This is a genomic window from Georgenia soli (genome assembly GCF_002563695.1).
Classification (GTDB): domain Bacteria; phylum Actinomycetota; class Actinomycetes; order Actinomycetales; family Actinomycetaceae; genus Georgenia; species Georgenia soli.
On the sequence record NZ_PDJI01000004.1, the window covers coordinates 1,288,259 to 1,300,172 of the forward strand.

The 11,914-nt window shown below is 72.4% G+C and carries 11 protein-coding genes and 1 pseudogene; 8 read left to right on the forward strand and 4 right to left on the reverse strand.

The features are described from left to right. Nucleotides 1-68 precede the first annotated feature (68 nt). The 5 genes and pseudogenes from ATJ97_RS07110 to ATJ97_RS07130 all read left to right on the forward strand — a co-directional run bounded on the left by ATJ97_RS07110 (nt 69) and on the right by ATJ97_RS07130 (nt 4,321). Nucleotides 69-1,424, forward strand: coding sequence for a DUF2254 domain-containing protein (locus ATJ97_RS07110; RefSeq protein WP_098483137.1), 1,356 nt, complete (start codon nt 69-71; stop codon nt 1,422-1,424). Nucleotides 1,425-1,537: 113 nt separating this feature from the next. Beyond that, nucleotides 1,538-1,693, forward strand: a pseudogene (locus ATJ97_RS20295) (glutathione-dependent formaldehyde dehydrogenase); the annotation flags it as partial. Nucleotides 1,694-1,706: 13 nt separating this feature from the next. Next, nucleotides 1,707-2,309 (forward strand): hypothetical protein, encoded by a 603-nt coding sequence (locus ATJ97_RS07120; protein WP_098483138.1) that lies wholly within the window; start codon nt 1,707-1,709, stop codon nt 2,307-2,309. A gap of 832 nt (nt 2,310-3,141) precedes the next feature. Then, nucleotides 3,142-4,008 carry a sulfite exporter TauE/SafE family protein gene (locus ATJ97_RS07125; RefSeq protein WP_245862235.1) on the forward strand — a complete coding sequence of 289 codons (867 nt, stop codon included), beginning with the start codon at nt 3,142-3,144 and terminating at the stop codon, nt 4,006-4,008. A gap of 13 nt (nt 4,009-4,021) precedes the next feature. Then, nucleotides 4,022-4,321 (forward strand): DUF6221 family protein, encoded by a 300-nt coding sequence (locus ATJ97_RS07130; RefSeq protein ID WP_098483140.1) that lies wholly within the window; start codon nt 4,022-4,024, stop codon nt 4,319-4,321. A 107-nt stretch (nt 4,322-4,428) separates the two neighbouring features. Here ATJ97_RS07130 and otnK read toward each other — a convergent pair whose 3' ends face one another. The 4 genes from otnK to ATJ97_RS07150 are packed head-to-tail and all read right to left on the reverse strand — an operon-like array spanning nt 4,429 to nt 8,809. Continuing rightward, nucleotides 4,429-5,814 (reverse strand): 3-oxo-tetronate kinase, encoded by a 1,386-nt coding sequence (gene otnK / locus ATJ97_RS07135; protein ID WP_098483141.1) that lies wholly within the window; start codon nt 5,812-5,814, stop codon nt 4,429-4,431. Further along, nucleotides 5,811-6,893, reverse strand: a complete 1,083-nt coding sequence (locus ATJ97_RS07140; protein ID WP_098483142.1) for an ABC transporter substrate-binding protein — start codon at nt 6,891-6,893, stop codon at nt 5,811-5,813. The genes otnK and ATJ97_RS07140 overlap by 4 nt, the downstream gene beginning before the upstream one ends. A 54-nt stretch (nt 6,894-6,947) precedes the next feature. After that, nucleotides 6,948-8,051 carry an ABC transporter permease gene (locus tag ATJ97_RS07145; RefSeq protein WP_170037201.1) on the reverse strand — a complete coding sequence of 368 codons (1,104 nt, stop codon included), beginning with the start codon at nt 8,049-8,051 and terminating at the stop codon, nt 6,948-6,950. Beyond that, the gene (locus ATJ97_RS07150; protein ID WP_170037204.1) at nt 8,048-8,809 is read right to left on the reverse strand and encodes an ABC transporter ATP-binding protein; all 762 of its coding nucleotides are present in this window, start codon (nt 8,807-8,809) and stop codon (nt 8,048-8,050) included. The genes ATJ97_RS07145 and ATJ97_RS07150 overlap by 4 nt, the downstream gene beginning before the upstream one ends. A 145-nt stretch (nt 8,810-8,954) precedes the next feature. Between ATJ97_RS07150 and ATJ97_RS07155 the strand changes: the two genes are divergently transcribed. Genes ATJ97_RS07155 through ATJ97_RS07165 form a run of 3 tightly spaced genes read left to right on the forward strand, consistent with a single transcriptional unit; the run spans nt 8,955 to nt 11,884 of the window. Beyond that, a complete protein-coding gene (locus tag ATJ97_RS07155) occupies nt 8,955-9,905 on the forward strand; it encodes a glucose-6-phosphate dehydrogenase assembly protein OpcA (protein WP_098483145.1) in 951 nt (316 codons plus the stop codon). A 26-nt stretch (nt 9,906-9,931) separates the two neighbouring features. Continuing rightward, nucleotides 9,932-10,936: a LacI family DNA-binding transcriptional regulator gene (locus tag ATJ97_RS07160; protein ID WP_098483146.1), complete on the forward strand. Its 1,005-nt coding sequence runs from the start codon at nt 9,932-9,934 to the stop codon at nt 10,934-10,936. Nucleotides 10,937-10,987: 51 nt separating this feature from the next. Next, nucleotides 10,988-11,884, forward strand: a complete 897-nt coding sequence (locus ATJ97_RS07165) for a creatininase family protein (protein WP_098483147.1) — start codon at nt 10,988-10,990, stop codon at nt 11,882-11,884. The last annotated feature ends 30 nt before the right edge of the window (nt 11,885-11,914 follow it).

Genomic DNA, 11,914 nt, shown 5'->3' on the forward strand with positions numbered 1-11,914 from the left:
CGTCTCCGGACCGCCGCGCGCAGGAGGTGCACCGTCATCCCGGTCATGCTGGTCGAGAGAGGTCTGCGATGAGAGGGCGTCCGGGGCCGGCCCTGCGGCTCGCGCTCTCCGCCGGCTCCTACCGGTTCCGCGAGAGCCTGTTCCTCCTGCCGCTGCTCCTGGTGGCGGTGGGCATCGTCCTCGCGCTCGTCGCCGCGGCGCTCGACAGGTCGCTCGGCGCCGACCCGATCCCGATGACCCTGGGGATGAGCAGCAACGCCGCCATCTGGCTGCTCTCCACCGTGGCGGGGGCGACGATCACCACCGTCGGCGTGGTCTTCTCCCTCACCGTCGTCAGCCTGCAGCTCGCGAGCAGCCAGTTCTCCCCGCGGGTGATGCGCTCGTTCATCCGCGACCGGGTGAGCCAGGTGGTCATCGGGATGCTGGTGTCCACGTTCGTCTACTGCGTCCTGACGCTGCCCAACATCAGCGGCGAGGCGAGCGAACCGGCGCCACGGATCTCCCTGACCGTCGCCGTCGTGCTCACGGTGGTCACCGTCGTCCTGATCATCGCCCACCTCGACCACCTCGCCCGCCGGCTGCAGGTCGGGCACGTCGCGCGAGACATCGCGGCCGAGGGCCACGCCGTCATCGACGCCATGCTGAGGGCCTTCGAGGAGGAGCAGCGGGCCACGGACCACGAGCTCGAGAAGGCCCCCGTCCCGCCCGACGCGTTCACCGTCGAGGCGGCGCTCGACGGCTGGATCAGCCAGGTCGACACGAAAGGTCTGCTCGCCGCCGTGCCGCCGGGCACCACCGTCCGGCTCGAGACCCGGATCGGCGCCTACATCCACCGCGGGGAGCCGCTCGTGCTGATCTGGCCGCGGCCGGACGACGGCGAGGCGGTCGCCCGGCGAGTCGGCGGAGACATCGTCATCAGCGACGCGCGCACGATGCAGCAGGACGTCGACTTCGCCATCCGTCAGCTGGTCGACATCGGCCTGCGGGCGCTCAGCTCCGCGATCAACGACCCGAGCACCGCGATCGAGATCATCCTGCGCATCGGCAGCCTCCTGCGCCGCCTGCTGCTGGTGCCGCCGCTCCCGCGCGCCGTGGTGCATGACGACGGCCGGGTCCTGGTGCGCCCGTGGGACCTGGACCAGGAGGAGTACATCGAGCACGGGTTCGACCAGCTCCGCCAGGCCGCCCCGTCCCAGCCCAACGTGGCCGCCGCCCTGCTGCGGGTGCTCCGCATGCTCATCTCGCACGTGCAGCAGCACGGGCTCGACCAGTACGTGCCGGCGCTCCAGGACCAGATCGACCTCCTCCTCGACGCCCTGCGGGACACCCCGCACCTGCACCCGGACGACCTCGCCCGCCTGGAGGCCATGGCCAGCGAGAAGACGGACCCCGCAGACCACAGCCTCCGCCGCGTCCGCGACTGAGCCGCCGGTCCGTCCGTCCCCGGACGACGCCCGATCCGTTCCCTCCTCGACCGTGCCGCACCCGGACGACGGCGGATCGAGCGACGGCCGACCGAGCCTTCCGGGCAGCGCTGCCCCGCCTGTTCGAGCACATCCGCAACGGGTACCTCAAGCCCAGCGAGCTCGTCACCCACCGCATCCCGCTCGAGCACATCGCCGAGGGGTACCACATCTTCTCCGCCAAGCTCGACGGCGTCATCAAGCCGCTGATCGTGCCTGGCGCCGCCTGAGAGGAGTTCCACGATGACCTACACCGCCGACAAGCCGGCGCTCGCCCCGTCGTCCGAGGAGCTGCGTGCCCGCATCCCCGGGTGGGGCGCCGACCTCGACCCCGCCGACCGGCCGTCCGTGCCGCGTGAGCGCTTCGAGCCCACCGGTGCGCACTGGGACTTCCCCGAGCGGCAGCCCGAGAAGTGGCCGCGGGAGCGGTCGATGGAGCACAAGTTCCTCCCGCCCGTCTTCGGGACGTCGGCGCCGCCGCGCGGCCTTTCCGGCGTGATCCGGAAGTACGCCTACCGCCGCTTCAGCGAGGCTCGTGCCGCCCACTGGCTCCTGCTGCTCGCCGCCGACCGTGTCGACGCCCAGGAGAGCCACCTCAGGTCCTTCCTGACGTTGCGGCCGGACAACCCGGTCACGCAGACCGGCGTCCTCTCCGAGCTGCGCCACCGCCCGATCGCCTCCCGGTTCGGGCAGAACCGTGCCGACGTCAAGCACCTGTGGCTCGACCCGATCGTCGTCGCCGGTCCGTGGGTGCTCGCCGGCGCGGTCGCGTACTCGGCCGTGAGGTCCGCGACCAGGCCCTTCCGCCGCAAGAGCGAAGGGACGACGACGCAGCCGAGCCCGTAGTCCGAGGCGACTCGCCGCGCACGGTTCGGCGGCCCGGCGGCCCGGCGGCCCGGCGGCCCGGCGGCCCGGCGGCCCGGCGGCCCGGCGGCCCGGCGGCCCGGCGGCCCGGCGGCTCGGCGGCTCGGCGGCTCGGCGAACACAGTATTTTCGCGAGTTCCAGCTCAGCGCGATCGGTGCCAGCTGAGAGCTCGTGACTCCTGCGGCGCGCGATCGTGCGCGCTGAGCGCGAGCCGTGCCAGCACAGCACGCACCCGTCCCGTTCAGCGCGCCGGTTTGCGCGTGCCGGGATTTCGGCCAGCTGACCTCGCACGGTGCGGGCCCACCTGGATACTGCGAAAAGACTGTGTCGCCGAAAAGACTGTGTCGTCGTCGGGAAGCGGGATTCGCCTGGCCGCCGGGCGCCTGGCCGGCCGGCAGAGCAGTCCTGGCGGCTCGGCGGGCCGACGCACCGGAGGCCGAGCGGGTGCCTTCACCACCGCTGCACGCTGCGCTACGACGGCCACAAGTGGCCATGTCCGCTTCCGGCCGCGCCGAACGCATGACGCGCGACGTCCGCGTGGAAGAACATCATGAACACCCGGGGAACGGGGCGCGGCGCGACCGGTCCCGCGAATCCCCGGGGCCAGCTTCCAACGACGGCGCCCGGGTGCGCGGCGAGCCCGACCGTGATCTCGCACCACCGGACCCGCGTGTCCTTGAACCACAGGACGCCACGGTGACCCCGACCACCAGGCGCGACAGCTCGAGCGCCTGGATACCGTGGCGCCATGGCCTGCCCTCCCACGACCAGCAGCCGTGAGACCGCACCTGGGTCGGAGGTCGTGTGGCGGGGGTGATCACGCCTCTGGTCGTCGGGGCGGTGGTGGGACTCGTCGTCGGTGCCTTGGGCGGTGGCGGCGGGGTGCTGACGGTCCCGATCCTCGTCTACCTCCTCGACCAGGATCCGCACGTCGCGGCCACGAGCTCGCTCGTGATCGTCGGCTTCACCTCGCTGACCGCCCTCATCCCCCACGCACGCGCCGGGAACGTCCGGTGGCGGGCGGGGGCGGCCTTCGCGCTGCTCGCCACGGTGGGCACGGTGGCGGGTGCGGCGCTCTCGCGGCTCGTCGGCGGCACCACCCTCATGGCGGGTTTCGCGGTGCTGCTGCTCGTCGTCGCGGCGCTCATGCTCGCCCGGGCGCGCCGGCCACGGGACACGAGCACCGGTCCGACGGCCGCCCGTTCCCCAGCTGCCAGCGGTTCCCCAGCAGCCGACGGTTCCCCCGCTGGCACCAGCTCCTCCGCAGCCATCCGCTCGCCCGCTCCAGCTCCGGGGCCTGTCTGGCGACGAGCGGCGCAGATCGTCTTCTGGGCGAGCCTGGTCGGCGTTCTCACCGGCTTCTTCGGGGTCGGCGGCGGGTTCGCCGTCGTCCCGGCGCTGACCCTGGCGCTCGGGTTCGGCATGCGCGCGGCGGTGGGGACGTCGCTCCTCGTCATCGTCGTGAACTCGGCGGTCGGGCTCGTGGCGCGCCTGGGAACGCATCCCGACGTCGACTGGGTGCTCGTCGCGACCTTCACGGCGGCCTCGATCGTGGCGGGACAGCTCGGGGCACGTGTCTCTGCCCGCGTGCGCCCGCGGACCCTGTCCCTCGCGTTCGGGCTGCTGCTCGCGGCCGTCGCCGTCGCCACCGCCGCGCAGGTGCTCGCCGAGCTCACCTGAGACCATCAGGGGGATGAACGTCACCGAGTTCCTGCGCGACCGCCTCGCCGAGGACGAGGAGTCGCTGCGCCTCGACGAGACCTCGGCCCAGCAGGACGAGGGGGCGCTGCGCCGCGGCCGGGCGGAGCTGCGCGCCAAGCGTGCCATCGTGGAGCTGCACCAGGGGCTCTCCGACATCTGGGGCTTTCACGGCTGCCTCACGTGCGGCAACGTCGCCGACACCACGGACGGCTTCCCGTGCCCCACGATCCGCGCGCTCGCCGCCGTCTACGCCGACCATCCGAGCTACGACCAGGGCTGGCGGCCTCGTTAGCGGGCGTCACCGGCGTGCCTTCGGACGCGCGTATCACCCGGCACCGTCAACGCACGAGCGCTCGGCGCGAGCTCCGCGGCTCTCGTTCAGAGCTCCGCGGCTCTCGTTCAGACGGACGGCCGACGGGTCCGACGACGTAGCGCGGCGTCGACCGTGCCCGTCTCGCTGCCGACGGCGCGAGTCCCCGCGGGATCGAGCGCGCGGAGGAGGAGGTCGGGATCGCCGAGGGGGCCCGACTTCAGCAGCACCCACAGCGGATCGCCGTCGCCGTCGACACGTAACCACGGGATGCCGGGCGCCTCGGTGGCGCCCACGGCCGCCCGCGAGATACCGCAGCGGTCCACGACGGCGCCCGCGGTCTCCCCGCCTGCCGCCACGAGCCGGCGCACCCCCAGCTCGACCAGCGCCTCGGCGACCTCGCCGAGCGTCCGCTCGGTCAGCTCGGCCGCGCGAGCACGGCCGAGCGCCTCCTGCTCGGCGCGGACGACGTCCGCCGGCGCGCCGGCCGCCACCCCGACCGGGCCGTCGGCGAGCTGGTCCACAGCGAGCCGCCGCGCCTCCGCGACGACGTCGCGCCCGTCCGCGACCTCGGTGGGCCGGAACCGCAGCACCGGCCACCGCTCCTCGAAGCGGCGCACCTGCTCGAGCGTCTCGACGGTGCAGCTCCCGGCCACGAAGGCGCCGGGCAGGGCGTGGGGCGGCGCCTCCGGCCGCGACGGCCCCGAGCGTCGGGGCGCCTCGGCCCCCTCGCGAGGCTCCGGCAGCTCCCGGCCGCCGGCGAGCAGGGCGCTCGCCAGGCCCACCGCGCCGGTCACCAGCCGGTGCGCCTGGGCGACCTGCCCGAGCACGGCGAGGTCGCCGTCGTCCACCGCGTCCGCGACGACGTACCGCACCCCGCGGGCCACCAGCCGGTCCAGCGCAGCCCGCGCGGCGGCGACGCCCGCGGCCACCGTCTGGTGCGGCAGCAGGCCGACCTGCTCGGCGGTCTGCTGGGACAGCCGACGCACGAGGTCGGGGTCGTCACGGGGCGTGAGCGGGTGGGTCCCCGCCTCGGAGACCAACCGGTCCCCGACGAAGAGATGGCCCTGGTAGACGGTGCGCCCGTAGTGCGGCACCGCCGGGCAGAAGAGCACGAGCTGCGGGTCCGGGACGCTGCGGTGGAGCGCGGCCCGCAGCGCGTCGGCGACCGGGCCGATGTTGCCGGCGTCGGTGGAGTCGAACGTCGAGCTGTACTTCTGGAACAGCTGGGCGGTTCCCAGGCCCACCAGCCAGGAGGCGGCGGCGCCCGACCACGCCACCGCCGTCGCGACGTCGACGGAGCGGGACCTCAGCCCGACGACCACCACCTCGCTCCTGTCCCAGGCCCGGTCGGGCGGTGGCACCCCGAGGTGCAGCTCGACGGGCACACCGGACTCCTGCAGCGTCGCGGCGACGTCCACGGCGCCGGTGTAGTCGTCGGCGAGGACGCCGAGCCGCGGCCCCAGGGTTGTCACGAACGCTCCTGGACCTCACCCAGCTTCTTCACGGCGGCCTCCATGGGCGCACGGTCGACCAGCTTCTCCACGTCCGGGACCTGCCCGCCACGCAGGGTGCCGAGCTCCTTCATCCGCTCGACCGTGTACTGGAGCCGGTCCTTGTCGAGGCCCACGTTCTTCGGGTACGCCTGGACGTCCTCCATGTAGACCTTCCACGCGCCGTCGATGACCTTCTCGTCGAAGCCGGTGGCCTTGGCGATGACGGGCACCACGTCCTGGCGGTTGTCGTACATCGTGCGGTGCGCCCGGGTGATCGCCTCGGCGAACCCCTCGGCGGCCTTCTGGTTCTGCTTCAGCCACCCGGCGTCGACGAAGTAGACGCCGTAGAAGTAGTCGGGCTCCACCTCGTAGAGGTTGACGAGGGAGTGCAGGCCGGCGTCCTGGTTGCTCGCCTCGATCGCCTGCTCCGGGTGCAGGATGGCCGAGTCGATCTGCCCCTGGACGAGGGCGCCGATGTAGGCGTTGGCGTTGACGGAGACGTACTGCACGTCGGAGGGGCTCATGCCGGCGCTCTCCAGCACCATGCGCGTCATCACCTCGCGGAAGGCGCCGATCTCCTGGATGCCGACCGGCTTGCCCTTGAGGTCCTCCACCTTCTGGACCTCCTTGGGCACCACCATCTCGACCTCGAGGCGGTCGGTGTAGCTGCCGATGACCTTCACCTCCCCGCCGCCCGCGAACGCGTTGACGACCGGTTCGATGCTGGCGCCGCCGATGTCGAACTGCCCGCCGACCACGCCCGTGGTCACCGAGGACCCCGAGCGGAGGTTCGAGATCTTGACGTCGAGGCCGACGTCGTCGAAGTACCCCATCGCGTCGGCGACGGCGACGTCGGAGTTGGCGAAGCTCGTCGTGCTGGTGGGCATGGCGATGCGCAGGGTGGTGGTCCCGCCGGCGGCGCTGCCGCCGGTGCCGCTGGGCCCGCCCGCGGCCCCGCCTCCCCCACCGCCGCCGCAGGCGGCGAGCGCGAGCAGGACCGGGGCGGCGAGCGCCGCGACGACGCGACGACGACGGCGGCGTCCGAGATTGTCGTTCATGACAGACCCACTTCCGTGTGGTTTTCGTGGCAGCAGGCGCAGCGGGACGGCCTCTCACCGTTCGCGGCGCCACGGGGCGAGGAGTCTCTCCACGCCGCTCAGCGCGGCGGTGAGCACCACGCCGATGAGGGAGAGGATGACGATCGGGACGAACATCCGCGCCGTCTCGAAGGTGTTGGCGTTGGTGACGATGAGGTTGCCCAGACCGGAGATCGCGGTGAAGAACTCTGCGACGATGACGCCGACGAGCCCACGGCCGATCGCCAGGCGGATACCGGTGAAGATGTACGGCAGCGCCCCGGGAAGGAGGAGGTCGCGCCAGACGCGGCTCTCGGTGGAGCAGAACGAGCGCGTGACCTCCAGCAGCTCCGGGTCGACCTCGGCCACGCCGCGCTGGGTGTTGATGACGACGGGGAAGAACACGAAGAACGCGACGACGAAAACCTTCGCCGAGGCCCCGAACCCGAACCACAGCACGATGACGGGGATGAGCGCGACGGCCGGCAGCGCGTAGAGGGCGTTGATCGGGATGTCCATCACCTGCCGCACGACCTCGCTGCGCCCGGCGAGAAGACCCAGCGCCACCCCCGCGACGGTGCCGATGACCGAGCCGATCAGCAGCACGGTCGCCGTGTCGACGAGCGCCGCGGTCAGCGTTCCGTCCGCGATCATGTCGAAGAACGCCCGCACGATCGCCGTCGGGTAGGTGAAGACGATCGGGTTGACGCTGCGCCCGTAGATCTCCCAGGCGATCAGGATGACGAGCAGCGAGCCGTAGCGGATCGCGCGCTTCCGGCTCTTCGAGATCGTGCCCAGCCGCACGGTGCGGCGGGCCTTGATCTCCTGCGGCGGCGGGACGTGGGCCAGCATGTCGTGGGGCGCGCCGGCGCTCCCCGGCGCGGTGCCCGCCGGCGCGGTGCCCGCCGGCGCCGTGCCGGCAGGATCCGTCCCACCCGGCCGCGAGACGGTGCCGTCGGCAAGCGTCGCGCCGGGCCGTGCCCCTTCGCCGTCGTGCGAGGTGGCGCCGCCGTAGGAAGCTGCGCCGTCGTGAGACGCCGCGCCGTTGTGCGAGCCGGCACGCGGCGTGGTCGCCGCCGACCCGTCCCGGTCGGCGGGTGTGAACCGGTCCCGGTCCGCGGGGGTCGTGGCACCGGTCATGCTGCCACCCGCCCTGACTGGAGGCTGTCCCAGAGCTGGGAGCGCAGCGGGATGTAGTCGGGGTGGCTGCGCACCGAGTCGATGTCCCGGGGGCGCGGCATGGGTGAGCGGACGTCCAGCACGACGCGCGCCGGGGGGCCGCCGAGGACGATGATGCGGTCGGACATGATGATCGCCTCGTCGAGGTCGTGGGTGACCAGCAGCGCCGTGCGCGTCTCGCGCTCGATGATGCCGAGCACCTCGCGCTGCATGATCTCCCGGGTGATGGCGTCGACGGCGCTGAGCGGCTCGTCGAGGAGCAGCAGCTCGGGCTCCAGGCACAGGGCCCGCGCGATACCGACGCGCTGCTTCATGCCGCCCGAGAGCTGGTACGGGTACTTGTCTCGTGCGGCGGTCAGGCTCATGACGTCGAGCAGCTGCTCGACGCGCGCGTCCATGCCGTTCGACCTGCCCTGGACGTCCAGGCCGTAACGGATGTTCTGCTCGACCGTCTTCCACGGGAAGAGACCGAAGTGCTGGAACACCATCGTGGCCCGCGGCTCGGGGGTGCGCAGTTCCGTGCCGTGGAGCGTCATCCGCCCCACCTGCGCCTGCGGGAGCAGCCCGCCGATCGTGCGCAGGAGGGTGGTCTTGCCGCACCCGGACGTGCCGACGATGCTGACGAACTCGTCGTTCTCCACCCGCAGGGTGAGCCCGTCGATGATGACGTGGTCGCGGAAACGGACGTTGACGTCCTCGACCTCAAGACTGTAGGTCAAAGCTCCTCCTGCGTCTTCGTCGTCGCTGAGGAGGCCGGCCGTGCGCCGGACCCCGGAGCACCCGGTTAGAGTTAACCGGTTACACAAACGTGCGGCACGACCCCTTCCAGTGTCAAGAGCAACGACTCGGTGACGGGAGCCCGGCGTGATCATCACCCTTTCCGGCACGACGGCGAGCGACGTCGACGCCACTCTCGTGCGGCTGCGCGCGGAGGGTGGGGCGGTCGCGCTCGGTCACGTCCTCTCCCTCGTGGTCCCGACGACGGAGGAGAGGCTGACGGGCGCGCTCGCCGCGGCCCGGACGGCCTCCCTGGAGCACCCGAGCCGCATCGTCGCCCTCGTCACGGACCGCGCTGCGCCGGACGGCCTCGCCGCCGAGATCCGTGTGGGTCACGACGCCGGGGCGGGCGAGATCGTGGTCCTGCGCGCCGGCGGGCGCGCGGCGGTGGCGGCGGACACGCTGGTCGCGCCGCTGCTGCTGCCGGACGCGCCGACCGTGGTGTGGTGGCCGGCCGACCCGCCGCCCGCACCGGCCAAGGACCCGGTCGGCGCCCTCGCGCAGCGACGCATCACCGACAGCCTCTCCTCGACCGACCCCGCGGCCACCATCCGTAGGATGGCGCGCGTCTACACGCCCGGCGACACCGACCTGTCGTGGGCGCGGAGCACTCCGTGGCGGGCCCAGCTCGCGTCCGCACTGGACCTGGTGGCCGTGGAGGACGTCCGGGCGGCCTGGGTGGCGGGCCAGGGCCTGCGCCCCACGGTCGACCTCGTGGCGGGCTGGCTGGCCAGCAGTCTCGGCTGCGCGGTGCACACCCGGACGCTGCGCTCGAGCAGCATCTCGGAGGTGGGCCTGGAGACCGGCGCGGGCGCCGTCACCCTCGGCCGGGAGCCGGACGGCACGACGGCGACGCTGCACCTGCCCGGCTCCCCCGACCAGACCGTCCTGCTCCCCCTGCGCAGCCTGGCCGAGTGCCTCGCCGAGGACCTGCGCCACCTGGCGCCGGACGCGGTGTACGGGCGGGCGCTCACCGAGCTCGTCCGCCACGAGACCCTTGACACCCTTCCCGGCGGGTCGTTACGGTCGACGTCATAGAAACCGGTTACAGAAATCGAGGGACCATGCCTGCCACCATCCGTGACGTCGCGGCCGAGGCGGGAGTCTCCGTCGCCACCGTCTCGCGGGTGGCCTCGGGCGGCGACTACCCGATCGGCGCCGAGACGAAGGCCAAGGTCCTCGCGGCGATCGAGAAGCTCAACTACCGCCCCAACGGCATCGCGAAGGGACTGACCCAGCGCAACAGCCGGCTCGTCGGCGTCATCGCGCCGGACATGTCCAACCCCTACTACCCCGAGGTCACCCGCGGCATCGAGGATGTCGCCGGGGCCAAGGGGTACCAGGTGCTCTCCTGCAGCACCGACCGCGACCCGGCCCGGGCCAGCGCCACCATCGACGCCCTGCTCGCCAAGCGGGTGGCCGCCCTCGCGGTCATCGGCGGCGGCGACGAGGTGGTCCTGCCGGACCGCGACCTCGACGCCCTCGGCACCGAGGTGGTCATGATCGGGCGCGCGACCCGCCGCTTCTCCACCGTCCGGGTGGAGAACGTCCAGGCGGGCCACGAGGTGGGGCGCCACCTGATCGCCCTGGGCCACCGCCGCATCGGCTACGTGGCCGGCCACCCCGGCTCCACCGCCTCCGACGAGCGCCTGCGTGGCTTCCGCCGGGCGCTGAAGGAGGCGGGCGTGGAGCACCGGCCGGAGCACGTCGAGCGCGGCGGCTACACCGAGGCCGGCGGGTACGACGCGACCCGGCGGCTCATGCACGCGGCCGCTCCGCCGTCGGCCATCTTCGCGGCGAGCGACCGGATGGCGATCGGGGCGCTGGCCGCCCTGCGGGACATGCAGCTGCGTGTCCCGGACGACGTGGCGCTCGTCGGCTTCGACGACATCCCCATGGCGGAGTACCTCAGACCGGCACTGACCACCGTCTCGGTCTCCGCGCACAGGCTCGGCACGGAGGCCATGCGCCTCCTGCTCGACGGATCCGGCCGCCCCGCGCGGCCGCAGCACCTCCGCGTCCGTACGCGGATGGTCATCAGGGAGAGCTGCGGCGCGCGGCGCAACTGACCGCTCGCGTGGTGTCTCCCGAGAGTCAACGACGACAGAGGGAAGATCCACATGTCCACCACGAAGGACTACGCCAAGAACGACGCGAGCTCCGAGCGCAAGCACAACATGCTCGGCATGTCGTTCTCCGAGGTCGCCGAGCGGCTGAAGGAGCCGGGGCAGGACACCGTCCTCGTCCCGATGGGCAGCACCGAGAAGCACGGCGCCCACATCCCGCTCGGCACGGACAGCTACGTGACCATGGAGGTGGTCTACCGGACCGCCGAGAAGCACGACGTCCTGTTCACGCCGCTGGAGCCGTTCGGCTACTCCCCGCACCACATGGGCCGCAACGAGGAGGGCGCCGGGACCATCACGCTCCAGGCGGAGACCTACCGGCGGGTGCTCAACGACGTGGCCCGCAGCCTCATCTACCACGGCGTCAAGAAGGTCATCTTCGTCAGCCACCACGGCTCCAACACCAAGCCGATCGACGAGGTGATGCGCCAGCTGCGCTACCAGACCGGCGCGTACATCTCCTTCTACAAGACGCCGACCGAGCGTGAGGCCAACGTCGTCGCGGACCTCTTCGAGAACCCGCCGGAGGAGACACCCGGCTGGCACTCCTCCGAGCTCGAGACGTCCTGCCTCATGGCGACGGCGGACGGGCTCGTCCACATGGAGCGCGCGGTAGAGGACCGCGCCCACGCCCCGGCCTACATGGGCGGCTCGTTCTCCAAGATCGACGGCGTGGGCACCGTGAAGTTCCAGAACTCGGAGAACATCTGGGTCCCGATGGACCACCACGAGTACTCCGACACCGCCACCATCGGCAACCCCTTCCGCGCCACGAAGGAGAAGGGCCTGGCGATGTTCGAGCGGATGGCCGACCACCTCGGCGCCTACGTCGAGGAGGTGCGCAAGTTCGAGGTCGAGGTCGCGTACAGCGACTACCCCGAGCGCGCCTGAACCGGCGGGGCCGAGCACCGAGGAGGTGTG